Origin of the sequence: Streptomyces aurantiaciflavus (assembly GCF_049808595.1) — a bacterium.
Taxonomy (GTDB): Bacteria; Actinomycetota; Actinomycetes; order Streptomycetales; family Streptomycetaceae; genus Streptomyces.
In genome coordinates this window covers 44,496-69,423 of record NZ_JBNCAQ010000001.1, presented here as the reverse complement: position 1 = coordinate 69,423, position 24,928 = coordinate 44,496, and the positions used below count along the sequence as shown (strand labels likewise).

The following is a 24,928-nucleotide window of genomic DNA, read 5'->3' as shown; positions in this document are numbered from 1 at the left end:
CTTCGGTAACTCGGCGCTTATGGGCGGGGTCAGTCTGTCACTCTGTCGCCATCGACCGAGGCTGAATCGTCCGACTGCTCGGGGAGCTGTCCATGGGGGCCATTCCGACGCAACGGGAAACCGTGGCCCGTGCCGGTGGTGCGCCCGCGTACACGGGCGGACACCCGCAGCCGCACACCCGCGCGACCCTCGCCGGCAGCTCCCTTGCCCCCGGCTCCGCCCGCGACCTGGTCCGCGCCGCGCTGAGCGAGTGGGCCCGGCCGGGACTGCCCGGCGCCGAGAACCTCGGGGACCTCGCCGAGGACGCGATACTCGTCGTCAGCGAACTGGTCACCAACGCCGTCGTGCACGCCGGCACCGACGTCGACCTGGTCTGCCGACTGGAGGAGGAGCCCGAGACCTGCGCCGTCGTCGTCGAGGTCACCGACCACCACCCCTCCCGCGCACCACGCGACGGCACCCCCGACACGCCGTACGAGACCCCCGAGTACGGCCGCGGACTGCGCCTGGTCGCCACGCTGGCCGACGCGTGGGGGGTGACGTACCGCAGGGGTACCAAGACGGTGTGGGCGCGGCTGGCGCCCCGCGGGGCGCACGAGGAGGCGCAGCTCCCGGAACCCCGCGCCGCCGACGGCACCCCCGCCACCGCCCTCATCTTCGCCGAGGCCCTCGCCCCCGAACCCCACCCCTCCGCCCATGACGGGGACTGGCTGGGCCGGGGCGCCCTCTCCTTCCTCGCCGAGGCCTCCGACCTGCTCGCCGGGCAGCTCGACGAGGACCTGGTCGCCGCCCTCACCGGCCAGCTGCTCGTGCCGCGGCTCGCCGACTGGTGCGCGGTCTGGCTGGAGGACGAGCTCAGCGGGCGCTGGGGGGCCGCCCACCGGAGCGCCGGAGGCTGGGGCGGCGGCACGGGCGGTCCGGGGCCGCGGCTGGCCCGCGTCTGGCACGTCAACGAGAACCACGTCGAGGAACTGCGCCGCGCCCTGGAGAAGGACCCGCCGCACCCACCCGACGACCTGCGCTCCGGGCCCGCCGCCCATCCCTGGCCCGCCACCGCGCTCGGCCCGCACGGCGCCGCCCTCGCCTACCGGCTGATCGCCGGCGGCCGCCCCCTCGGCACGCTCGTCATCGGACGGACCGGACTGCTGCGCTTCCCCGACGAGGTCACCGGCCTCGTCGAGGACCTGGGCCGCCGCGTGGCGCTCGCCATCGGCGCAGCCCGCCAGTACGCCCGCCAGGCCACCATCAGCGCCGTCCTGCAGCGCGGACTGCTGCCCGGCGCGGTCGCCGAGATCCCCGGAGTGCGCAGCGCCCTCGTCTACGAGCCGCGCGAGCAGGGCGGGCCCAGCGGCGACTTCTACGACCTGTTCCCGGCGGGCGACGGCCGCTGGTGCTTCGCCGTGGGCGACGTACAGGGCAAGGGCCCGGAGGCGGCCGTCGTCATCGGCCTGGCCCGCCCCTGGCTGCGACTGCTGGCCCGCGAGGGCTACGGCGTCGCCGACGTCCTGGACCGCCTCAACCAGCTCCTCCTCGACGACGCCACCGAGGCCGCCGACGCCGCCGCCCGCGCCTTCGTCGGCCCCGCGGACCCCGGCGACGGCCCGCAGACCCGCTTCCTCTCCCTCCTCTACGGCGAGCTGGCCCCCTACGAGGGCGGCATCCACTGCACCCTCGCCTCCGCCGGCCACCCGCTGCCGCTGCGGCTCGGCCCCGACGGCAGCGTGACCACGGCCGCGCACCCCCAGACCCTGCTCGGCGTCGTCGAGGACGCCACCTACACCAGTGAGACCCTGGACCTGCGCCCCGGCGACAGCCTCCTGTGCGTCACCGACGGCGTCACCGAGCGGCGATCGGGCTCCCGCCAGTTCGACGACGGCGACGGCCTCGCCACCGCGCTGGCCGGCTGCGTGGGGCTGGACGCGGAGCTGATCGCCGAGCGCATCCGCAGGCTGGTGCACGAGTTCGGGGGCCAGCCGCCGGAGGACGACCTGGCACTGCTGGTGCTGCAGGCGGAGCAGGCCTGATCGACCGGGCGATCCGGGGTCCGTGCGGACGTACGGGACAATGGAACACATGCCTTCCGCACTCCCCGACGGCGAGCCCGTCCCCGCCGACGGTGCACTGCCCGCCTCCGCGCTCGCCGGGGCCGCCGACCGCCCCCTCGGCTTCTATCTGCATGTCCCCTACTGCGCGACCCGCTGCGGCTACTGCGACTTCAACACCTACACCGCCACCGAACTGCGCGGCACGGGCGGTGTCCTCGCCTCCCGCGACAACTACGCCGAAACCCTGATCGACGAGATCCGGCTGGCGAGGAAGGTTCTCGGGGACGACCCGCGCGAGGTCCGCACGGTCTTCGTCGGCGGCGGCACGCCGACGCTGTTGGCCGCCGACGACCTCGTACGGATGCTGGGCGCGATCCGCGACGAGTTCGGGCTCGCGGCCGACGCGGAGGTCACGACGGAGGCGAACCCGGAGTCGGTCGACCCGGCCTACCTGGCCACCCTCCGCCGGGGAGGCTTCAACCGGATCTCCTTCGGCATGCAGAGCGCGAAGCAGCACGTACTGAAGATCCTGGACCGCACGCACACACCCGGCCGCCCCGAGGCCTGCGTCGCGGAGGCGCGGGCGGCGGGCTTCGAGCACGTGAACCTGGACCTGATCTACGGCACGCCCGGGGAGTCGGACGACGACTGGCGGGCGTCGCTGGAGGCGGCGCTGGGCGCGGGGCCGGATCATGTCTCCGCCTACGCGCTGATCGTCGAGGAGGGCACCCAGCTGGCGCGTCGCATCCGCCGGGGCGAGGTCCCGATGACGGACGACGACGTGCATGCGGACCGGTACCTGATCGCGGAGGAGACGCTGTCAGCGGCGGGCTTCGACTGGTACGAGGTGTCGAACTGGGCCACCTCCGAGGCGGGCCGCTGCCTGCACAACGAGCTGTACTGGCGGGGCGCGGACTGGTGGGGCGCGGGGCCGGGCGCGCACTCGCACGTGGGCGGGGTGCGGTGGTGGAACGTGAAGCATCCGGGGGCGTACGCGGCGGCGCTGGCCGCCGGGCGCTCGCCGGGGGCGGGGCGTGAGCTGCTCTCGGACGAGGACCGGCGGGTGGAGCGGATCCTGCTGGAGCTGCGGTTGCGGGAGGGGGTGCCGCTGTCGCTGCTGCGGGAGGAGGGGCGCGCGGCGGCGCGCAAAGCGCTGGCGGACGGGTTGCTTCAGGAGGGCCCGTACGGGGAGGGGCACGCGGTGCTGACACTGCGCGGGCGGCTGCTGGCGGACGCTGTGGTGCGGGACCTGGTGGACTGATCACTCCGGCGAGTGAATCCCTGCGCAACGGGCGTTCGGTCCCTAACCTGGTTCGTAGGCTGCCGCTGACAGTAAGCGGCGAATGTGGAGGCCACGGAGATGACCGCTGTGGACGAACGTGGAGTCGCAGAGTTCTTCGAAGGTTTTGAGCCGCCCGATGGACTCAAAGTAGAGCTTCTGCGGGGGGAAATCGTGATGATGGCCAGCCCTGATCTGGTGCACAACCTGATCGTGCTGCTCACGGAGCGGCAGATCCCGCTGGATCGCTGGTATCCCCTCCAGACCCAGGACGTTGACCTCGTTGATGAGGCAAGCGAGCCGGTTCCGGACCTCGTGGTCGTGGCACGTGACGTCCTGCCCGGTTCGGGGCGTTTGCTGCCGTGCCAATTGATCACGATGGTCGTCGAAGTCGTTTCCAAGACCAGCGTCCACCGGGACTACGGCGTCAAGCGTTCCATCTACGCCGCAGGCAACGTGCCCGCCTATCTCATCGTCGATCCGATCATGGCGCAGTGTGTCCTGTTGACGAAGCCAGAGGGGAAGGGCGAGGACGCCGACTACCGGACGCAGCACATCGCAAAGTTTGGCGAGCCGCTGCCGCTGGAAGAGCTGGGGCTCGAACTGGACACCGGCGAGTTCGGAACGTTCCCCAACGTCAGGCCTCACCGCTACCCGTGACGAAGTCGATCAACTCCTCCACCCTCCCCAGCAGCTCCGGCTCCAGGTCCCTGTAAGACCCCACCCGCGCCAGGATCGCCTGCCACACCGCCCCCGTGTTCTCCGACGGCCACCCCAGCGCCCGGCACACCCCCGTCTTCCAGTCCTGCCCGTGCGGCACGCGCGGCCAGGCCTCGATGCCCAGGGAGGACGGCTTCACCGCCTCCCAGATGTCGATGTACGGGTGGCCCACCACCAGCGCGTGCTCGCTCGTCACCGACTGCGCGATGCGCCACTCCTTCGAACCCGGCACCAGATGGTCCACCAGGACGCCCAGCCGCGCGTCCGGCCCCGGGGCGAATTCGGCCACGATCGACGGCAGGTCGTCCACGCCCTCCAGGTACTCCACGACCACGCCCTCGATGCGCAGGTCGTCGCCCCACACCTTCTCGACCAGTTCGGCGTCGTGCCGGCCCTCGACGTAGATGCGGCCGGCGCGGGCGACCCGCGCGCGGGCGCCGGGGACGGCGACCGAACCGGAGGCGGTACGGGTGGGTCGTACCGGACCGCCCGACGACGGCCGGACCAGCGTCACCACCCGGCCCTCCAGCAGGAAACCGCGCGGCTCCAGCGGGAACACCCGGTGCTTGCCGAAGCGGTCCTCCAGGGTGACCGTGCCCGCCTCGCAGCGGATCACCGCGCCGCAGAAACCGGTGCCGGGCTCCTCCACCACCAGGCCGGGCTCCGCCGGGACCTCGGGGACGGGCTTCGGCTTCTTCCAGGGAGGGGTCAGGTCGGCGGAGTACGTACGAGGGCGCGGGCCCGTAGGGCCCTCGTTGGAAGGGCGGGGGCGGGAGACGGGTGGGCGCATTCGGATGACGATAGGAGAAGCCGGGAGCCGTTCACGGCGACACGCCGAAACGCGTCGCCAGCGCGTCCCGCTGCGCCCGGACGAACGCCGCGTCCACCACCGCCCCGTGACCGGGCACGTACAGCGCGTCCTCGCCGCCGAGCCCGAGGAGGCGGTCGAGAGCGGCAGGCCAGTGGGAGGGTACGGCGTCGGGGCCGGCCTGGGGCTCGCCGGACTCCTCGACCAGGTCGCCGCAGAACACCACCTCCGGTGAGCCGGGACTTCCGGGGACGAGGACCGCCAGGTCGTGCGCGGTGTGACCGGGGCCCACGTTCGCCAGCAGGACCTGCCTGCCGCCGCCCAGGTCGAGGGTCCACTCCCCGGAGACCAGGTGGCGGGGGCGGACGAGCGTGTCCACGGCCTCCGTCGCCGCCGTCTCGTCCAGGCCGTTGCGTACCGCGTCCGCGCGCAGCTCCTCCGCCCCGAGGCCCTTGCGCGTGAGCACCGACTCCGCGAACACCTCCGCGAACACCTCCGCGCCCGCGAACGCCGCCGCCCCGAGGACATGGTCGAAGTGGGGATGCGTGAGCGCGAGATGGGTCACACGGTGACCCGCCAGCTCCTCCGCATGCACCCGCAGCCGCGTCCCCTCGGCGAGGCTCGACCCCGCGTCCACCATCAGCGCCGCCTCACGCCCGACGACCAGCCCGGCCGTGCAGTCCCACACCGGCAGGCGGCACCGCCCGACGCCCGTCGCGACCCGCTCCCACCCGAGCTCTTCCCAAGTCACCGTCATGAGGCGACGCTAGCGGGACAACCTTCCCGGGCGGGGTGCGACGGGACCGACCTTGCCCACGGCGTACCCCACGGCCGTACACTGGGCCGGGGGCGCTGGCACTCGGAAGTGAAGAGTGCCAGGCAAGGCGCCAAGGGGACGACTTTCTGGAGGTGTGCGCGCATGCTGAGTGAACGACGGCTCCAGGTACTGCGCGCCATCGTCCAGGACTACGTGGGCACCGAGGAGCCGGTGGGCTCCAAGGCGCTCACGGAGCGGCACAACCTCGGCGTCTCCCCGGCGACGGTCCGCAACGACATGGCCGCCCTGGAGGACGAGGGGTACATCGCCCAGCCGCACACCAGCGCCGGGCGGATTCCCACGGACAAGGGGTACCGCCTCTTCGTCGACAAGCTGGCCGGAGTCAAGCCGATGACGGCCCCCGAACGGCGGGCCATCCAGAACTTCCTCGACGGCGCCGTCGACCTCGACGACGTCGTGGCGCGGACGGTACGGCTGCTCGCCCAGCTCACGCGGCAGGTCGCCGTCGTGCAGTACCCGTCGCTGACCCGGTCCACCGTGCGGCACGTCGAGCTCCTCTCGCTCGCGCCCGCGCGCCTGATGCTCGTGCTGATCACGGACACCGGGCGGGTCGAGCAGCGGATGGTGGACTGCCCGGCGCCGTTCGGCGAGACCTCGCTGGCGGATCTACGCGCGCGGCTGAACAGCCGGGTCGCGGGCCGCCGGTTCACGGACGTGCCGCGTCTGGTGGAGGATCTGCCGGACGCCTTCGAGGCGGAGGACCGCGGCACGGTCTCGACGGTGCTCTCCACCCTGCTGGAGACCCTCGTCGAGGAGAACGAGGAGCGGCTGATGATCGGCGGCACCGCCAATCTCACCCGCTTCGGACATGACTTTCCCCTCACCATCCGGCCCGTCCTGGAGGCCCTCGAGGAGCAGGTCGTGCTCCTCAAACTCCTGGGCGAGGCGGGAGATTCGGGCATGACCGTCCGCATCGGTCACGAGAACGCCTACGAGGGACTCAACTCCACGTCGGTGGTGTCGGTCGGCTACGGTTCGGGCGGCGAGGCAGTCGCCAAGCTCGGCGTGGTCGGACCGACCCGCATGGATTACCCGGGAACGATGGGAGCGGTACGCGCAGTGGCACGGTACGTCGGACAGATCCTGGCGGAGTCGTAAGTGGCCACGGACTACTACGCCGTCCTCGGCGTGCGCCGCGACGCGTCGCAGGAAGAGATCAAGAAGGCCTTCCGGCGGCTCGCCCGCGAGCTGCACCCGGACGTCAACCCGGATCCGAAGACCCAGGAGCGGTTCAAGGAGATCAACGCCGCCTACGAGGTGCTGTCGGACCCGCAGAAGAAGCAGGTCTACGACCTCGGCGGCGACCCGCTCTCCCAGGCCGGCGGCGCCGGCGCGGGCGGCTTCGGAGCCGGTGGTTTCGGCAACTTCTCCGACATCATGGACGCCTTCTTCGGCACGGCGTCCCAGCGCGGGCCGCGCTCGCGTACCCGTCGGGGTCAGGACGCGATGATCCGGCTGGAGGTCGACCTCGACGAGGCGGCCTTCGGCACCACCAAGGACATCCAGGTCGACACGGCGATCGTCTGCTCCACCTGCAACGGTGAGGGCGCGGCGCCGGGGACCACCGCCCAGACGTGCGACATGTGCCGTGGGCGCGGTGAGGTGTCGCAGGTCACGCGGTCCTTCCTCGGCCAGGTCATGACCTCGCGGCCCTGCCCGCAGTGCCAGGGCTTCGGGACCGTGGTGCCCACGCCGTGCCCGGAGTGCGCGGGCGACGGACGGGTGCGGTCGCGGCGGACGCTCACCGTGAAGATTCCGGCCGGTGTCGACAACGGCACGCGGATCCAGCTCGCCGGTGAGGGCGAGGTCGGGCCCGGCGGCGGTCCCGCCGGTGACCTGTACGTCGAGATCCATGAGCTGCCGCACCCGATGTTCCAGCGGCGCGGCGACGATCTGCACTGCACGGTCACCATCCCGATGACCGCGGCGGCGCTCGGCACGAAGGTGCCGCTGGAGACGCTGGACGGGCTGGAGGAGGTCGACATCCGGCCCGGCACGCAGTCCGGGCAGTCGATTCCGCTGCACGGACGGGGTGTGACGCACCTGCGGGGTGGCGGGCGCGGCGATCTCATCGTCCACGTGGAGGTGCAGACGCCGACGAAGCTGGATCCCGAGCAGGAGCGGTTGCTGCGCGAGCTGGCGAAGCTGCGGGGCGAGGAGCGGCCTCAGGGGCAGTTCCAGCCCGGGCAGCAGGGGCTGTTCTCGCGGCTGAAGGACGCGTTCAACGGTCGGTGAGGGAAGGGGCTCCGCCCCTTCGACCCGCCAGGGGGCTCCGCCCCCCTGGACCCCGGTCTCGCCCGCCCACCACCCGACTCGGCAGTCCGAGAACCAAACGGACAGCCGGATTCGGACTTGTTCGGAGGACGTGACAACATGCCGTCATGTCCTCCGCGCTGACCGATCTCTTCCCTCACCCGATCGTGCAGGCCCCCATGGCGGGCGGCGTCTCCGTTCCGCAGCTCGCTGCCGCCGTGTCCGAGGCCGGCGGGCTCGGGTTCCTGGCCGGCGGGTACAAGACCGCCGACGGCATGTACCAGGAGATCAAGCAGCTGCGGGGGCTCACGGCCCGTCCCTTCGGCGTGAACCTGTTCATGCCGCAGCCGGAGTACGCGGAGACCGGTGCGGTCGAGGTGTACGCCCACCAGCTGGCCGGCGAGGCCGCCTGGTACGAGACGGAGCTGGGGGACCCCGACAGCGGCCGGGACGACGGCTACGACGCCAAACTGGCCGTGCTGCTGGACAACCCGGTGCCGGTGGTGTCCTTCCACTTCGGTGTGCCCGAGCGGGACGTGCTGGATGCCCTGCGCCGCGCCGGAACGTTCACGCTCGTCACCGCGACCACCGTCGAGGAGGCCCTCGCCGTGGAGCAGGCGGGCGCGGACGCGGTGATCGTGCAGGGCGTGGAGGCCGGCGGACACCAGGGCACCCACCGAGACATTTCGGAGAACGACGGGTCCGGCATCGGGCTGCTCTCGCTGCTCGCCCAGGTCCGGGAGGCCGTGAGCCTGCCCCTCGTCGCCGCCGGCGGCATCATGCGCGGCAGCCAGATCACCGCGGTCCTCGCGGCGGGCGCGAGCGCGGCCCAGATGGGCACGGCGTTCCTGGCGACGCCCGAGTCCGGCGCGGCCGCCGTGCACAAGCAGGCGCTGACCAACCCCCTCTTCGTGCGCACCGAGCTGACCCGCGCCTTCTCCGGCCGCCCGGCCCGCGGCCTGGTCAACCGGTTCCTGCGCGAGCACGGCCCGTACGCCCCCGCCGCCTACCCGGAGGTCCACCACCTCACCTCGCCGCTGCGCAAGGCGGCCGCCAAGGCCGGTGACGCACAGGGCATGGCGCTGTGGGCGGGGCAGGGGCACCGGATGGCCCGCGAGCTCCCGGCGGGTGAGCTGGTGGAGGTGCTGGTGGCCGAGGCCGGCGCGGCGCGGGCCGTGTTGCCGGGCGGTGGCACCGGCGACGAGGACGGTGGCCGGTGACCGCGCCCGTCTTCGTCGTCGAGGAACTCCCTTCCGGCCGCGCCGAGTTCGTGCTGGACGGGCCCGAAGGGCGGCACGCCGTCTCCGTGAAGCGGCTGCGGGCCGGTGAGACGGTCGTCCTCACCGACGGCGCCGGGCGCTGGGCCGAGGGCGAGGTCGTCGCCGCCGAGGGCAAGGACCGGCTGGTGGTGCGTCTGCGGGACTTGGTGGAGGAGCCCGCCGAGTCGCCGCGGATCACCGTCGTGCAGGCCCTGCCCAAGGGCGACCGCGGCGAGCTGGCCGTCGAGACGATGACCGAGACCGGCGTCGACGCGATCGTGCCGTGGGCCGCCTCCCGCTGCATCACGCAGTGGAAGGGCGAGCGCGGGCTGAAGGCGCTGGCGAAGTGGCGGGCCACCGCCCGCGAGGCCGGCAAGCAGTCCCGCCGGGTCCGCTTCCCCGAGGTCGCGGACGCGGCGACCACCAAGCAGGTCGCGGCACTTCTCGCCCGGGCCGACTTCGCCGCCGTACTCCACGAGGACCGCGACTACGGCAGCGAGCCGCTCGCCACCGCCCACCTCCCCACCGAGGGCGAGATCGTGCTCGTCGTCGGCCCCGAAGGGGGCGTCTCCCCCGAGGAACTCGCGCTCTTCGAGGAGGCCGGAGCCAGGGCGTACCGGCTGGGGCGGAGCGTGCTGCGCACCTCGACCGCCGGGACGGCGGCCGCGGCCCTGATCCTGGGCCGCACCGGCCGCTGGTCCTGACCCCTGCCTGTCCGACTGCCCGTCTTCTTGTCGTCTGCCCTCCGGGAGTACACCGTGGAACTCGCCCAAGTGCGGCTGCTCGTCACGGACTTCGCCGCCTGCTACCGCTTCTACGCCGACGTCCTCGGCCTCAAGCCACAGTCGGGGGCGGAGCAGGGGCCGTACGAGAAGTTCTCCCCCGCGACCGGTTCGGCGGGGATCGCCGTCCAGGACCGGGCGATGATGGCGGAGGTGCTCGGGGAGTTGGGCGAGCAGGCCAGCGGTCACCGTTCCCTGGTGGCGCTGCGCGTCGACGACCTGGACGCCTACTGCGCGCAGATCACCGCCCGCGGCGCCACCCTCGTCCACGGCCCCGCCCATATGACCGACCGCATGCGCGTCGCCCATGTCAAGGACCCGGAGGGCAACCTCGTGGAACTCCAGGAGTGGCTGCTGCTGCGCGGCTGACGGCTGGGCACGGGAACAGCTCCCGCTGTCCAACTCCCGCGCGCGGCCGGCGTGGACCGTGGGTGACGAGTGGCCGTATGCGCCCTACCGCGACCGCCGGGACGGTGGCAGGCTGCCCCGCATGGGGGTTTCGGGACGGATTCGGCTCCGGCCGTACGCGATGCGCGCGGTGGCTGTGACGGGGCTCGCCGTCGTGGCCGTCGGCGGAGTCGTGGCATGCGAGCCCGGTGGGGTCAGCGCCGCGACCGTGGCGTACACGACCGACCGGACGGCGACGGCCGAGATCGAGCGGCGGGACGTGGACGTGCGGTGGCTGACCTGCACCGCCGACTACGGAGACGACCGGGGCGGCGGGAGCAGCGCCGGTGTGCAGACCGTCGCGTCCGTCGACTGCGAGGGGGAGACCGGCGACGGACGGGACATCACCGTCACCGGGCAGGTCACGCGGGCGGTCGACGGCTCGTGTGTGCGGGGGGACCTGAAGGCGAACGTGGGAAACAAGCAGCTCTTCCGGGTGAGCGGGCTCGGGGACTGCAAGTCCGCCACGCCCTCGCCCGTCGCGCCGCCCGGTTCCGGGCAGCCGGCGCAACCGGGGCGGCCCACGGTCACCGTGACCGTGACCAAGACCGTCTGGTGCCAGGAGACCACGTACTGCGGGGCCGAGGGCAAGTGAGCAGGGCGGGAACTGATCGAAACCCCTGACCTGGGCCCGTGTCCTTGCCTAGAGTGATCGGGTGACACAGTCCGCGACGCCTGCTGCGTACTTCCGGTTCCCGCACCTGCACGGCGAGTTGGTGGCCTTCACCGCCGAGGACGACGTGTGGCTCGCCCCCCTCGACGGCGGGCGCGCCTGGCGGGTCAGCGCCGACAACGTGCCGGTCTCCCTGCCCCGCATCTCGCCCGACGGCACCACCGTCGCCTGGACCTCCACCCGCGACGGCGCGCCCGAGGTGCACGTCGCCCCCGTCGACGGCGGGCCCGCCACCCGGCTGACCTACTGGGGCAGTCCCCGCACCCAGGTGCGCGGCTGGACCCCCGAAGGTCACGTCCTCGCCCTCGCTGCCCACGACCAGGCGAGCCTGCGCCGCACATGGGCCCGCGCCGTCCCGCTCGACGGCGGACCGGCCACCACCCTGCCGTACGGGCCCGTCGGCGCCGTGGCCTACGGCCCGCACACCGTGCTGCTGTCCGCGCCCATGGGGCGCGAGGCCGCGCACTGGAAACGCTACCGGGGCGGGACGGCGGGCAAGTTGTGGATCGACCGGGAGGGCGACGGCGACTTCGTGCGGCTGCACGAGGAACTCGACGGGAACATCGAGTACCCGGTGTGGGTGGGGGAGCGGATCGCCTTCCTCTCCGACCACGAGGGCACCGGGGCGCTCTACTCGTCGCTCGCCGACGGCTCCGACCTGCGGCGGCACACCCCGCTCGGGGGCACCTCCCGCTCATGGGGGTCCCCCCGCTCGAGCGAAGCCGAGAGCGGGGGAGGCTTCTACGCCCGGCAGGCCGGCAGTGACGGCCGGCGGGTCGTGTACGTCTCCGCGGGTGAGCTGTGGATCCTCGACGACCTCGACGGGGCCGAGCCGCGCCGGCTCGACGTGCGGCTCGGCGGGCAGCGCACCGACCGGCGGCCGTACCCGGTGACCGCCTCCCGGTGGCTGGGATCCGCCACCCCCGACCACACCGCGCGCGGCAGCGCCGTCGAGGTGCGCGGCGCCGTCCACTGGGTCACCCACCGCTCCGGTCCCGCCCGCGCGCTCGCCGCCGAACCCGGCGTACGCGCCCGGCTGCCGCGCACCTTCCGCACGGAGGGCGAGGAGTGGGTGGTGTGGGTGACGGACGCCGAGGGCGAGGACGCCCTGGAGTTCGCGCCGGCCACCGGACTCGCGCCGGGGGCCACCCCGCGCCGGCTCGCGGCCGGGCGGCTCGGCCGGGTGCTGGAGCTCGCCATGGCGCCCGACGGCAGCCGGGCCGCCGTCGCCGCGCACGACGGGCGGCTGCTGCTCGTCGAACGGGAGACCGGCGAGGTCCGCGAGGTTGACCGCAGCGAGGACGGCGAGGTCGGCGACCTGGTCTTCTCGCCCGACTCCGGCTGGCTGGCCTGGTCGCACCCCGGCCCCCGCCCGCTCAGCCAGCTCAAGCTCGCCAACACCACCGACCTGTCGGTCACCGAGGCGACCCCGCTGCGCTTCCGCGACTACGCGCCCGCCTTCACCCTCGACGGCAAGCACCTCGCGTTCCTGTCCACACGCGCCTTCGACCCGGTCTACGACCAGCACGCCTTCGACCTCTCCTTCATCGCCGGCGCCCGCCCGCACCTGATCACCCTGGCCGCCACGACGCCCTCGCCGTTCGGCCCCCAGCGGCACGGCCGCCCCTTCGAGGCCCCGGACAAGGACGAGACACCCGACAGCGAGGGCACCCCGGCCACCCGCATCGACCTGGAGGGCCTCGCCGACCGGATCATCCCGTTCCCCGTCGAGGCCGGCCGCTACTCCACGCTGCGCGCCGCCAAGGACGGCGTGCTGTGGCTGCGCCACCCGGTGCGCGGTGTCCTCGGCGCCTCCCGCGCCACCCCGGACGACCCCGACCCGCACACCGAGCTGGAGCGCTACGACCTCGCCCAGCACCGCCTCGAACACCTCGCCTCCGACGCCGACGACTTCGACGTCAGCGGCGACGGCAAGCGGCTGCTGCTGTGGACCGACGGCAAGCTCAAGGTCGTCCCCAGCGACCGGCGGGCCTCCGGCGACGAGGACAGCGACAACAACATCACCGTCGACCTCGGCCGCATCCGCCAGACGGTCGACCCGGCCGCCGAGTGGCGGCAGATGTACGACGAGACCGGCCGCATCATGCGGGACAACTTCTGGCGTCCCGACCTCGGCGGCGTCGACTGGGACGGCGTCCTCGACCGCTACCGGCCCGTCCTCGACCGGGTCGCCACCCACGACGACCTGGTCGACCTCCTCTGGGAGGTGCACGGCGAGCTCGGCACCTCGCACGCCTACGTCATACCGCGCGGCGGCTACGGCGGCGGCGCCCGCCAGGGTCTCCTCGGCGCCGACATCTCCCGCCACGAGGACGGCAGTTGGCGCATCGACCGCGTCCTGCCGTCGGAGACCTCCGACCCCGACGCCCACTCCCCGCTCGCCGCACCCGGCGTCGCCGTGCGCGCCGGAGACGCGATCGTCGCCGTCGCCGGGCATCCGGTGGACCCGGTCACCGGGCCCGGACCGCTGCTCGTCGGTACGGCGGGCAAGGCGGTCGAGCTGACCGTCTCGCCGGCCGGCGGGGGCGAGCCGCGGCACGCCGTCGTCGTACCGATCGCCGACGAGGAGGCGCTGCGCTACCACGCCTGGGTCGCGGACCGGCGGGCGTACGTGCACGAGAAGTCCGGTGGGCGGCTGGGCTACCTGCACGTGCCCGACATGCAGGCGCCCGGCTGGGCGCAGATCCACCGCGACCTGCGGGTCGAGGTGGCCCGCGAGGGGCTCGTCGTCGACGTCCGGGAGAACCGGGGCGGGCACACCTCGCAGCTGGTCGTGGAGAAGCTGGCGCGGCGGATCGTCGGCTGGGACGTGCCGCGCGGGATGCGGCCCGTCAGCTACCCGGAGGACGCGCCCCGGGGGCCCGTCGTCGCGGTCGCCGACGAGTTCTCCGGGTCCGACGGCGACATCGTCAACGCGGCGGTCAAGGCGCTGGGGATCGGGCCGGTGGTGGGTACCCGGACGTGGGGCGGGACCATCGGCATCGACAGCAGGTACCGGCTGGTGGACGGGACGCTGGTCACCCAGCCGAAGTACGCGATCTGGTTGGAGGGGTACGACTGGGGGGTCGAGAACCACGGCGTCGATCCGGACGTCGAGGTCGTCGCCCGGCCCCAGGACCACGCGGCGGAGAGGGACGTGCAGCTGGACGAGGCGGTGAGGCTCGCGCTGGCCGCGCTGGAGGACACGCCGGCGAAGACGGCTCCGCCGTTGCCGGAGCTGTAGCCCACCCGGCGCCGGTGCGATTCGCCCTGGGGGCTGCCGCCCCCGGCCCCCGCTTCGGCCCGTCGAGCGGGGGCCCCACGACGGGCTGGATCCACCGGACGCTCGCTACGATGCCCCGTAAGAGATCACCAGCGTTGAAGGAGTCACCGCATGTCAGGTGAGCCGCAGGACGACTGCCTGTTCTGCAGGATCGTCGAGGGGCATGTCCCGGCGACGATCGTGCGGGAGACCGAGACGACCCTCGCCTTCCGGGACATCAACCCGCAGGCCCCCACCCACATCCTGGTGATCCCCAAGGCGCACCACGTCGACGCCGCCGCCCTCGCCGCCGAGGCGCCGCAGCTCGCCGCGGACGTGCTGCGCGAGACGCAGGCGGTCGCCGACGAGGAAAAGCTGGAGAGCTACCGCACCGTCTTCAACACCGGCAGCGGCGCCGGCCAGACCGTCTGGCACGCCCACGCGCACGTCCTCGGCGGCCGTGGCCTGCACTGGCCCCCCGGGTAAGGCGCCGTGTCCGTCCGTGAACTGGTGGTCCTCGGCACCGCCAGCCAGGTCCCGACCCGGCACCGCAACCACAACGGCTACCTCCTGCGCTGGGACGGCGAGGGCATCCTCTTCGACCCCGGCGAGGGCACGCAGCGCCAGATGCTGCGGGCCGGGGTCGCCGCCCACGACCTGAACCGGATCTGCGTCACGCACTTCCACGGCGACCACTCCCTCGGCCTCGCCGGCGTCATCCAGCGCGTCAACCTCGACAAGGTCCCGCACCCGGTCACCGCCCACTACCCGCTCTCCGGCCAGCGCTTCTTCGACCGCCTCCGGTACTCCACCGCCTACCGCGAGACCGTCGGCATCACCGAGGCCCCGGTCGACCGGGACGGGCCCCTGGCCACGACACGCTCGTACACCCTCGAAGCGCGCAAGCTCTCCCACCCCGTCGAGTCCTACGGCTACCGGCTGATCGAGCCGGACGGGCGCCGCATGCTGCCCGACCGGCTCGCCGCGCACGGCGTCAGGGGGCCGGACGTCGGGCGGATCCAGCGGGAGGGCTCCCTGGGCGACGTCTCCCTCGAAGACGTGAGCGAGGTGCGGCGCGGGCAGCGGTTCGCGTTCGTCATGGACACCCGGCTGTGCGACGGAGTGCACGCGCTGGCGGACGGCTGCGACATGCTCGTCATCGAGTCGACCTTCCTCGACGAGGACGTGGAACTGGCCGTCGAACACGGCCATCTGACGGCCGGTCAGGCGGCAGGTGTCGCGCGGGACGCCGGCGTGCGGCATCTCGTCCTCACCCACTTCAGTCAGCGCTACGACGAACCCGACGACTTCGAGCGGCAGGCGCGGGCGGCCGGGTTCGAGGGCGAGCTGACGGTGGCGTACGACCTTCTGCGAGTGCCGGTTCCGAAACGGCGGTAAACCACCCGTACGATGCTTTGATGTCCCTCCCCAAAGCTGAACTGCACCTCCACATCGAAGGCACCCTGGAACCCGAGCTGGCGTTCGAGCTGGCCGCACGCAACGGGGTCACGCTGCCCTACGCGGACACGGACCAGCTGCGCAAGGCGTACCAGTTCGAGGACCTGCAGTCCTTCCTGAACCTGTACTACGAGCTGATGGCGGTCCTGCGCACCGAGCGGGACTTCGAGGACCTCACCAACGCCTATCTCGCCCGGGCCGCGGCCCAGGGCGTGCGGCACGCGGAGATCTTCTTCGATCCGCAGGCCCACCTCGCCCGCGGTATCGACATGGGCACGGTGGTGGAAGGGCTGTGGCGGGCGCTCGGCCGCAGTGAGGAGCAGCACGGCGTCTCGACGCGGCTGATCCTCTGCTTCCTGCGCGACCAGTCCGCCGAGTCGGCGATGGAGACCCTGGACGCGGCGCGGCCGTACCTCGACCGGATCACCGGCGTCGGGCTGGACTCCGCCGAGGTCGGGCATCCGCCGGTCAAGTTCCGCGAGGTGTACGAGGCCGCCGCCGCGCTCGGGCTGCGGCGGGTGGCGCACGCCGGTGAGGAGGGGCCGCCGGAGTACATCACCGAGGCTCTCGACGTGCTCGGTGTCGAGCGCGTGGACCACGGGCTGCGGTGCGTGGAGGACCCGGCGCTGGTGGAACGGCTGGTGCGGGAGCGGATCCCGCTGACGTTGTGCCCGCTGTCCAACGTCCGGCTGCGGGCCGTCGACACCCTCGCCGCCCATCCGCTGCCCGCGATGCTCGACGCCGGGCTCGTCTGCACGGTCAACTCCGACGACCCCGCCTACTTCGGCGGCTACGTCGGCGACAACTTCGACGCCGTCCGGCAGACCCTGGGGCTGAGCCCGGAGCGGCTGCGTGAGCTCGCCCGCAACTCCTTCGTCGCCTCGTTCCTGGAGGACGACGAGGAGCGGCGGGCGCGCTGCCTCGCCGAGGTGGAGGCGTACGAGTTCCCGTCCTGACCGGGCCGCCTGGTCGACACGGTGGCCGACGCGGCTTTCCTGCCTACGGCGGACGGCACACGGATAGTTGCCCGTACCGTCCCCGGTACGTCATCCACCGACCGGGGCCGGTCAGTCGACGCCCCCCGGCGCGACGGCCCCCGCCCGCCGCGGCCCCGCCGTGTCGTACGCGCCCTTGGCGGGCACGGCCGGGGTGTCCACGGGGATCTCCACCACCGGCTGCTCCGGGGCGCCCACCCGCGGCACCGCACCGCTCGGCGTACCCGGGGCCGCGGCGACCACGGCGGCCGGGGTGCCGCCCCGGCGCCGGACCGCGCCCGGCAGCAGCGGGCGCCCGCTCACGTGCAGGGCGACGGCGGTCATCGGTACGGCGACGACCAGCAGCCCGCCGCCCAGGACCAGCCCCATCACCGGGAAACCGGCCTGCGCCGACAGCACACTGCCGGTCAGCGGACCGGCCGCCGTCCCCAGCGACGAGGCGGAGCCGACCAGTACGGCCCAGCGGCCGCGCGGATCGAGCGAGGCGGCGAGGCCGATCAGGTACGACAGCACGATCGGGTAGAGCGCGTTCCAGGCGATCTCACCGGCCGCGAAGCTCCCCAGCCCGGTCGCCGAGGCGCTCGCCACGACGCACCCGGCGATCAGCACGGTCCCGCCACCGATGGGCACCGCCCGTCCGAGCCGCGGCCCCAGCGCGCCCGCGCCCAGGACACCCAGCAGCCCGGCCCCCAGCGCCACGGCGAACACCGCGCCCACGGCGGCCTCGGTGAGGTGAGCCTGCGTCAGACCGATCCGCCCGCTGACGCCCCACAGGGAGTTCTGCACGAGGGACCAGCACGGCATGGCGGCGGCCAGCACCAGCCCCGAGCGCAGCTGGGGAAGGCGGGAGCCTGCCGTGTCACGCGGCGACGACGCCACGGCCGTACGGCCCGGGAGACGTCCCGTCAGCGGCCATACGGCGACGGCGGTCAGCGCGATGGCGGCCAGCGGCTGCCCATGCCCCGCGCCGAGGTGCGGGACCGTCAGATAGACGGCGCCCGCGAGCGCCGAGACCCCGAGCAGACCGAGCGTGGACGCGCGGTGCGGGTCGGGCTGGGCGGCGATCCGGGTGGCGGCCACCGTCGTGGCCGTACCGGAACCGAAGCCACCGAGGACCGCGCCCGCGACCACCGCCGGCACGCTCCCCGCGAGGGCGGCCCCGCCGTACCCGAGCACGGCGAGCAGCAGCCCGACGCGGGCCAGGGTCCGCGCCCCGATCCGCTCGACCCGCGAGGCCAGCGCGAACCCGGCCGACGCCGAACTCAGCAGCAGCGCACTGCCGACGGCGCCGGCCTGGGTGGCGGACAGCGGCAGCCCCGCGTCCAGCCGCCCGACGACGGTCGGCAGCAGATAGGGGGCGAGGTACCCGGCCGTGAAAAGGGCGACGAGGGGCCAGGGCGTGGGGGTGCGGGGGGCGAACACGGGCGTTCCAGGGCGTGCGAAAGGAGCGGCTCAAAGGGGGATGGGGCGTCGACCGTCGACGGACAGGAACGCGCGGGCAATTTGTATCAAGCACACGGTTTGGAGCAGAAGCTCAGACCGGGTGATGTGGATCACTTGGCGTTTACAGCCCCAGAACCCGGGTACAAGCGACCGCCACCCCCCTCACTCCCTCAGTCGGGCCCAGCCCCAGCCCCACCCACCCACCCGCCATTGACGTGCCCTGTGCGCCTACCTAACCTCCATCTACATACATAAACGACGTCTATGTGGGGAGACGCTGTGGCCCGGACCCGCGACCTGACCATCACCGAGGTACGGCTGACCCCGATCCTGGTCGCCGACCCGCCGCTGCTGAACACCCAGGGCGTGCACCAGCCGTACACCCCCCGGCTGATCGTCGAGGTGGTGACGGCCGACGGAACCACAGGCGTGGGGGAGACCTACGGCGATACCAAGTACCTCGAACTGGCACAGCCGTTCGCGAACAAACTGGTCGGCCGACCGGTCAGTGACCTGAACGGCTTGTTCACAGTCGCGGACGAGGTGGCCGTGGACGTCTCCCGGGTCTCCGACCAGGTCGACGTGGGTGGCCTGCGCGGCGTCCAGACCGCCGACAAACTGCGCCTGTCCGTCCTCTCCGCCTTCGAGGTCGCCTGCCTCGACGCCCTCGGCAAGGCGCTGGGCCTGCCCGTGCACGCCCTGCTCGGCGGCAAGGTGCGTGACGCGGTCGAGTACAGCGCGTACCTCTTCTACAAGTGGGCGGACCACCCCGAGGGTGTGGCAGGCGAGAAGGACGACTGGGGAGCCGCCGTGGATCCGGCCGGAGTCGTCGAGCAGGCCCGCAAGTTCAAGGACCGCTACGGCTTCACCTCCTTCAAGCTCAAGGGAGGCGTCTTCCCGCCGGACGAGGAGATCGCCGCCGTACGCGCCCTGGCCGAGGCCTTCCCCGGTCACCCCCTGCGCCTCGACCCCAACGGCGCCTGGAACGTGGAGACTTCGCTGAAGGTGGCCAAGGAGCTCGGGGACGTCCTCGAGTACCTGGAGGACCCGACCCTCGGCACCCCCGCCATGGCCGAGGTCGCCGCCGCCACCGACGTACCGCTCGCCACCAACATGTGCGTGACGACGTTCGCCGAGATCAAGGAGGCCTTCACCCGGAACGCGGTCCAGGTCGTCCTCTCCGACCACCACTACTGGGGCGGCCTGCGCAACACGCAGCAACTGGCCGCGACCTGCCGCGCCTTCGGCGTCGGCGTCTCCATGCACTCCAACACCCACCTGGGCATCAGCCTCGCCGCCATGACCCACGTGGCGGCCACGGTCCCCAACCTCCACCACGCCTGCGACTCGCACTACCCCTGGCAGTCGGAGGACGTCCTGACCGACCGCCTCACCTTCATCGACGGCAGGATCACCGTGTCCGACACCCCCGGCCTGGGCGTCGAACTCGACCGGGACCGCCTGCGGTTCCTCCACCAGCGCTGGCTCGACGACGACGGCACACTCCGCGACCGGGACGACGAGGCAGCGATGCGAGCAGCCCACCCCGAGTGGACCACCCCCCAGGTCCCCCGCTGGTGAACCCGTAGACGCCACCCGCACCCACGCCCCCACGCTCCCGCAGCCGCCATGGCCCGGGCCCGAGTCGTGGCGCCACGACGCAGCCACGACGCTCCCGCACCCGCCCTCCGACATGCCCGGGTCGTGGTCGCTGCGGCGCAGCCACGACGCTCCCGCAGTCGCCATGGCACGGGAGCGGGTCGTGGCGGTGCGGCAGGAGCCCGTCGCTCAGCTCGTCACAGCCAAGTCGGACTGTGGCAGCAGGCAGCCGTACGCCCAACACGCGACGGGCTCGCCGCACCGCCACGACTCCGACCCACCCACCACCACCAGGCGCACGGGGCAGCAACAGCCCGCACCGCCACGACCTCGACCCACCCACCACCACCAGGCGCACGGGGCAGCAACAGCCCGCACCGCCACGACCCCGACCCACCCACCACCACCAGGCGCACGCGCACGCGCAACGCACCCGCGCCTGCTCCACTACTCCGCAGCCGTAGCCTTCAACGCCAGCCACAGCTCCATCCGCACATCCGGATCATCCAGCGAGCGCCCCAGGATCTCCTCCACCCGCCGCATCCGATAACGCAGCGTATGGCGATGGACGCCCAGGTCGGCGGCCGCCGCGTCCCACTGGCCGTGGCGCGACAGCCAGGCGCGCAGCGAGGCGACCAGATCCCCCCGCCCAGTCGCGTCGTGTTCGTGCAGGGCCCGCAGGAGCCCGTCCGCGAAAGCCTTCACCGCGTCGTCCCCGAGGAGAGGGAGAACCGAGCCCGCCGCCAGCTGCTCGTGTTCCACGAGAACACGACCCCGGCGGCGAGCCACCGACAGCGCCTGCTCGGCCTGCTTGTACGCCGCGGCCGCCGCGATCGGCCCGGCCGGCGCGGACAGACCGACGACCAGCTCGTCCTCCTCACCGCCCTCGCGGACGCGCCCCTCGCGGACGCGACCCTCACGGCCGGCACCCCCACGGACGCCGCCGCCCGCCGCCCGCGCACCCTCCAGCCCCGCCGCGTACTGCGCGCAGGCCGCCACGGCCGCACCCCCGTCCACGACCAGGGCCACCAGCCGCTCACCCTCGGGCACGACCAGCACCGCCTCCCCGGAGCGCGCGGCCGCGGACTCCACGACCTCGGAGACGCCGCCCAGCGGATCCCCCGACGGCTTGGCGGTCGCCGACTCGGCGACGATCACCCGGAAGGGAGCGTCGAGCAGACCCCCGTACAGATCCCCGGCGACGGCACGGGCGTGATCCGGCTCGCCCGCCAGGAGCATGCGCAGCACCGCCGCCCCGATCCGCTGTTCCGCCGCCTGCAGGGACCGGGAGCGTTCCGTGGTGAGCGTGAGCAGGGCGATGGCCGAGTGGACGGCGTACCGCTCCGCCGTACCGAGGGCGGACGCCGTGCCGACCGCGAGGGCGGCGCGCGGGCGCCGGCCGGTGCCGAGGGAGTGCAGCTCTATCCGGTCGTCGTGGTCGGAGTGCTCCGGCCCGCCGACGACCGCCGAGGCCGGCGCCGACCGCTCCCGCAGCCGTTCCACCTCCGCCGTGAGCCGCGCCGCCCGCCGCCCCGCCCACTCGGGCGCGGTCGCGACGACGGCGCCCGAGGCGTCGTACAGCGCGGTCCAGCCGTCGACCTGGGAGGCGAGGGCGGTGAGCAGGCCCTCCGGGCCGTCCGTCAGCGCCTGCCTGGTCAGCTCGCGCTGGGCCGCGAACCCGGCCGTCACGGCCCGGTACTGATCGGCCGCGATCGCCGCCGACACCGCCTTGCTGATCGCGAGGAAGGGCGTGCGGCGGGGCACCTCCAGCAGTGGCAGGCCCTCCTCCTGCGCCGCGTCCACGAGCGCCTCGGGGATCTCCTCGTAGTTGACGCCGACGGCGAAGCCGAGCCCCACCACCCCCGCCCCGGCCAGGCGCTTCACATAGCGTCGCATGGCCTCGGGGTCCTCCGCGTCCAGCTTCAGCGCGGTGATCAGCAGCAGCTCCCCGCCCTCCATGTACGGCACGGGGTCGGCGAGCTCGCTGACGTGCGCCCAGCGCACCGGCACGTCCAGACGGTCTTCGCCCGCCCGCACGGTCAGCTTCAGCGCGGAGTGGTGGACGAGCGAGGCGAGCGTGGGAGGCATGGGGCCTTCAGGTCGGAGAGGTGAGCGTGTGCGAGATCGTCCGCGTCAGCTGCGTGATCCTTTGGCCGCTTCGTATGAAGGACCTGTGTCGATTCTGCCTCACTGTAAGGTCCCGTACGTCCCCCGTACGCCGAGGTCCCCGTAAGTCGGCGTCCCCGTACATCAAGGCACCGGTACGTCAAGGCACCCGTACGTCAAGGCACCCATACAGCAAGGCCCTCGTACGCCAAGGCCCCGTAGGCCAGGGCCCTCGGACCGGGGAACAGCCCCGTCCGCCCCTCACCCCCGCAGATCCACCAGCAACGGCGGCGCGTGCTCGCCCTTGACGGTCGTCAGGGACAGCACCGCGTGCCCCGGCGGCACCTCGTGGGCCAGCTGGGACGCCGACCACCGCTCCCGCTCGACCTGGCGCACGGTCACCGCGTCGGTGGTCACCGCCTTGCCGGTGACCAGCTTGCGCAGGGCGTGCAGGGCCCGGGTCATCGGCTGGTCGGCGAAGACGGTGTGCTTGGCGACCTCCGTCGTCTCCACCCACTCGGTGCCCCAGGTCTGCGCGAACCGGCTGCCGTCCCAGGTGGTGATCCCGGAGAACGCCATCCGGCAGCCGACCGCCCCGTACAGCGGCCCGTGCAGGGCCTCGGGGACGTCGCCGATGCTGCGCAGGGCGAGCACCACACCGGCGTTCTGCGAGCGCAGGCGCTGGATGCGGCGCACCGACTCCGCGGTGACCGTCCCCGTCGCGTCGTCCAGGACCAGGCAGGCGAAGTGCGCGCGCCGCCCCTCCCGTACGACGGTGTGGAACTGGGCGAGGACGAGCCGGGTGATCAGCCGGGCGGCCTCCTCGTGGCCGCGCTCGGGCAGGTCGACGCGGACGCGCAGCGGGTGGTGGGCGACGGCCCGCAGCGAGAAGGCGCGGTGGGAGCCGCCCCCGGCCTCGTCCGGCCGGCCGCCCCCGCCGAAGAACTCGGCGAACACCGGCCGGTTCAGCAGCGCGAGCCGGTCCGCGAGGGCGCGGCCCGGGTCGCCGGGGGCGCCCGTCTGCCGGACGCGCGCCTCCAGCTCGCGGCGCATGACCTCGTCCCCGGCCACGGCCTCCCGCAGCGCGGACAGCGCCGTCGGCTCGCCCTCGAGCAGCTCGCGCAGCACGGGCAGCGTCGGGAAGCGGCCGTGCACGGCCCGGTAGGGGCCGAGGAGCTGGGCGAGCGCGGTGGTCGCGCTCTGGCCGTTCACGGTGTCGAGGTCGCCGACCAGCGCCTCGGCGAGGACGGCGGCCGCCTCGTCGGGGTCGTCGGACTGGGCGTACGGGTCCAGGTCGTGGACGGACGCCGGGTCGCCGATCCGTACGATCACGTCGAACGCGGAGTCGGAGCCGAGCGGGCTGCCCGGCGAGGAGACCGCGACCAGGGCACAGCCTCCGGTGAGCGCCTGGAGGGCCAGTGCCTCGGTCAGCGGCTCGACGAGCGTGCGTGTCTTGCCCGAGCCGGACGGCCCGACCGCCAGCAGCGAGGTGCCCAGCACCTCGGGGCCGAGCGCCGCGCCCGCGTCGTGGTAGGCGACGGGGGCGCGCTCGGCGGCCACCCAGCGGCCGATGCGGACCTGGCCCGCGAGCAGATCGTGGCGCGCGCCGCGCCGGGGCAGATCGCGGTCCCCGGAGGGGTGGGCCCAGGCGGCGCCGCCCTCCCGCAGCACGGTCTCCCCGAAGTCGGGCAGCCCCACCGTCCACGCCCGCCGCACCCGCGCGCAGTCCACGTCGTTCATCCGCCCGGCCGCGACCTCGGCGGTCAGCACGTCCGCCGCCTCGTACTGCCCGGCGTCCCGCAGCTGCGGCCACTGCGCGCGCGGCCGCTCGACGCTCGCCGGCCCGGGACGGTCCGGGCTCTCGCGCCGGGCGGCGAGTCGTTCCTTCAGGTACGGCCACCAGCCGCCCAGCACCGCGAACGGCCACACCACCAGCAGCGTGATCACCGCGTACAGCGAGTCGGTGAAGGTGGGGGAGGCGAACAGTTCGTAGCTGCCGGAGATCAGGACGATCAGCGAGAACAGCGGGTCGACGACGGGCAGGGCGTCCCAGCCGACCCCGGGGAAGGCGCTGGGGAACACGAAGCTCAGCGCGGCCAGCGCGCACAGGAGGGCGAGCAGGGCCCGCGCGGGCTGCGGCCGGCGGCCGACGAAGTGGCGGGCGGCGTCGAGCCAGCCGCCCAGCCGGCCCATCGCGTAGACGAGGACGGCGAAGAAGACGCCGTCGTAGACGACCCGTGCCTCGGCGCCCTCCATGTTCCGTGGCGAGGCGATCGTGCCGCCCCACCACCAGTCGTCCGGAGTGAACAGCCGCAGCGGCGCGAACTGGTACGGGAGGCTGCCCTGCCGCCACAGCGACCACAGCACCAGCGCGACCACCAGCGGAATCAGCATGCCGAGAACGGTGACGGGCGAGAGCCGCTCCGCCGCCACGGCGGCCTTCGGCAGCCGGTACCCGAAGCGCCAGATGCCGGGCCGGGCCGCCGGACGCGCCTCGTTCAGCCACGCCGCCACGGCCGAGGAGGGCGGCGTGACCTGCCCGGACGTGTGCGGCACCCCGGGCGCGCGGGCCGGCCGCGGCGGCACCGCGGGGGGCGCCGGCGGTACGGCGGGGCGCTCGGGCGGCCCCGCCGGGCGCGGCACAGGATTCGCATGCGTACCCCGCGCGTCCTGCGTCCCGTCGCTGTCCATCGCCCTTGCCCCCTGACCAGCCGTTCCGTCCACCATCGCCGAGTCAATCTAACGCCCCCGCCAAGGGAGTTCACCGCTTACGCGGCCGGGCCCACGGCGACGGGCGGCCGCGCGGCTATGGCCACGAAGGACAACCCGAGCCGCCGACAACGCCCACATGGAGCATGCCCGCACCTCTCCTCCCGCCCTAGCCTGCGAGAAAAGAAGTAATGCGTCCGAAAAACGCACCCCCGCGAACACCCGGACCGCCCGGCACGCAAGATCATCAGG

General features: G+C 73.4%; 19 protein-coding genes. 14 read left to right on the top strand and 5 right to left on the bottom strand.

Features of this window, described 5'->3' with window-relative positions; all coding sequences use genetic code 11:
- Window positions 1–92 precede the first annotated feature (92 nt).
- The 3 genes from ACPT94_RS00270 to ACPT94_RS00260 all read left to right on the top strand — a co-directional run bounded on the left by ACPT94_RS00270 (window position 93) and on the right by ACPT94_RS00260 (window position 3,984).
- A complete protein-coding gene (locus ACPT94_RS00270) occupies window positions 93–2,024 on the top strand; it encodes a SpoIIE family protein phosphatase (RefSeq protein WP_360340951.1) in 1,932 nt (643 codons plus the stop codon).
- 49 nt (window positions 2,025–2,073) lie between these two features.
- Entirely contained in the window at window positions 2,074–3,306 is a 1,233-nt protein-coding gene (gene hemW / locus ACPT94_RS00265; RefSeq protein WP_360340954.1) for a radical SAM family heme chaperone HemW, read from the top strand.
- Between the two features lie 99 nt (window positions 3,307–3,405).
- Entirely contained in the window at window positions 3,406–3,984 is a 579-nt protein-coding gene (locus ACPT94_RS00260) for a Uma2 family endonuclease (protein WP_360340957.1), read from the top strand.
- Here ACPT94_RS00260 and ACPT94_RS00255 read toward each other — a convergent pair.
- The gene (locus ACPT94_RS00255; RefSeq protein ID WP_360340960.1) at window positions 3,962–4,834 is read right to left on the bottom strand and encodes a DUF3097 domain-containing protein; all 873 of its coding nucleotides are present in this window, start codon (window positions 4,832–4,834) and stop codon (window positions 3,962–3,964) included. The two genes, ACPT94_RS00260 and ACPT94_RS00255, sit on opposite strands and share 23 nt — an antisense overlap.
- A gap of 31 nt (window positions 4,835–4,865) precedes the next feature.
- Window positions 4,866–5,609, bottom strand: a complete 744-nt coding sequence (locus ACPT94_RS00250; RefSeq protein ID WP_425244767.1) for an MBL fold metallo-hydrolase — start codon at window positions 5,607–5,609, stop codon at window positions 4,866–4,868.
- Between the two features lie 162 nt (window positions 5,610–5,771).
- Here ACPT94_RS00250 and hrcA point away from each other — a divergent pair, with 162 nt between their 5' ends.
- From hrcA to ACPT94_RS00200, 10 genes are all read left to right on the top strand, one after another.
- Window positions 5,772–6,788, top strand: a complete 1,017-nt coding sequence (gene hrcA, locus ACPT94_RS00245) for a heat-inducible transcriptional repressor HrcA (protein ID WP_189937794.1) — start codon at window positions 5,772–5,774, stop codon at window positions 6,786–6,788.
- Complete coding sequence (gene dnaJ / locus ACPT94_RS00240) at window positions 6,789–7,925, top strand: molecular chaperone DnaJ (RefSeq protein ID WP_360340966.1); 1,137 nt, start codon at window positions 6,789–6,791, stop codon at window positions 7,923–7,925.
- Window positions 7,926–8,071: 146 nt separating this feature from the next.
- Complete coding sequence (locus ACPT94_RS00235; protein WP_360340969.1) at window positions 8,072–9,163, top strand: nitronate monooxygenase; 1,092 nt, start codon at window positions 8,072–8,074, stop codon at window positions 9,161–9,163.
- Window positions 9,160–9,906: a 16S rRNA (uracil(1498)-N(3))-methyltransferase gene (locus tag ACPT94_RS00230; RefSeq protein WP_360340972.1), complete on the top strand. Its 747-nt coding sequence runs from the start codon at window positions 9,160–9,162 to the stop codon at window positions 9,904–9,906. Before ACPT94_RS00235 ends, ACPT94_RS00230 begins: the two co-directional genes overlap by 4 nt.
- Before the next feature lie 54 nt (window positions 9,907–9,960).
- Entirely contained in the window at window positions 9,961–10,353 is a 393-nt protein-coding gene (locus tag ACPT94_RS00225; protein WP_360340975.1) for a VOC family protein, read from the top strand.
- A 121-nt stretch (window positions 10,354–10,474) separates the two neighbouring features.
- Window positions 10,475–11,026 (top strand): hypothetical protein, encoded by a 552-nt coding sequence (locus ACPT94_RS00220; protein ID WP_425244766.1) that lies wholly within the window; start codon window positions 10,475–10,477, stop codon window positions 11,024–11,026.
- 61 nt (window positions 11,027–11,087) lie between these two features.
- Window positions 11,088–14,348: a S41 family peptidase gene (locus ACPT94_RS00215; protein ID WP_425244765.1), complete on the top strand. Its 3,261-nt coding sequence runs from the start codon at window positions 11,088–11,090 to the stop codon at window positions 14,346–14,348.
- 150 nt (window positions 14,349–14,498) lie between these two features.
- Complete coding sequence (locus ACPT94_RS00210; RefSeq protein WP_360340981.1) at window positions 14,499–14,852, top strand: histidine triad nucleotide-binding protein; 354 nt, start codon at window positions 14,499–14,501, stop codon at window positions 14,850–14,852.
- Between the two features lie 6 nt (window positions 14,853–14,858).
- Window positions 14,859–15,764, top strand: coding sequence for a ribonuclease Z (locus ACPT94_RS00205; protein ID WP_425244764.1), 906 nt, complete (start codon window positions 14,859–14,861; stop codon window positions 15,762–15,764).
- Between the two features lie 20 nt (window positions 15,765–15,784).
- Window positions 15,785–16,780, top strand: coding sequence for an adenosine deaminase (locus ACPT94_RS00200; RefSeq protein WP_425244763.1), 996 nt, complete (start codon window positions 15,785–15,787; stop codon window positions 16,778–16,780).
- A 111-nt stretch (window positions 16,781–16,891) separates the two neighbouring features.
- Here ACPT94_RS00200 and ACPT94_RS00195 read toward each other — a convergent pair whose 3' ends face one another.
- The gene (locus ACPT94_RS00195; protein ID WP_425244762.1) at window positions 16,892–18,241 is read right to left on the bottom strand and encodes an MFS transporter; all 1,350 of its coding nucleotides are present in this window, start codon (window positions 18,239–18,241) and stop codon (window positions 16,892–16,894) included.
- Between the two features lie 300 nt (window positions 18,242–18,541).
- Here ACPT94_RS00195 and ACPT94_RS00190 point away from each other — a divergent pair, with 300 nt between their 5' ends.
- The gene (locus ACPT94_RS00190) at window positions 18,542–19,843 is read left to right on the top strand and encodes a glucarate dehydratase family protein (protein WP_425244761.1); all 1,302 of its coding nucleotides are present in this window, start codon (window positions 18,542–18,544) and stop codon (window positions 19,841–19,843) included.
- Window positions 19,844–20,308: 465 nt separating this feature from the next.
- Here ACPT94_RS00190 and ACPT94_RS00185 read toward each other — a convergent pair whose 3' ends face one another.
- Complete coding sequence (locus ACPT94_RS00185) at window positions 20,309–21,949, bottom strand: PucR family transcriptional regulator (protein WP_425244760.1); 1,641 nt, start codon at window positions 21,947–21,949, stop codon at window positions 20,309–20,311.
- 279 nt (window positions 21,950–22,228) lie between these two features.
- Window positions 22,229–24,658, bottom strand: coding sequence for an ATP/GTP-binding protein (locus tag ACPT94_RS00180; protein ID WP_425244759.1), 2,430 nt, complete (start codon window positions 24,656–24,658; stop codon window positions 22,229–22,231).
- Between the last annotated feature and the right edge of the window lie 270 nt (window positions 24,659–24,928).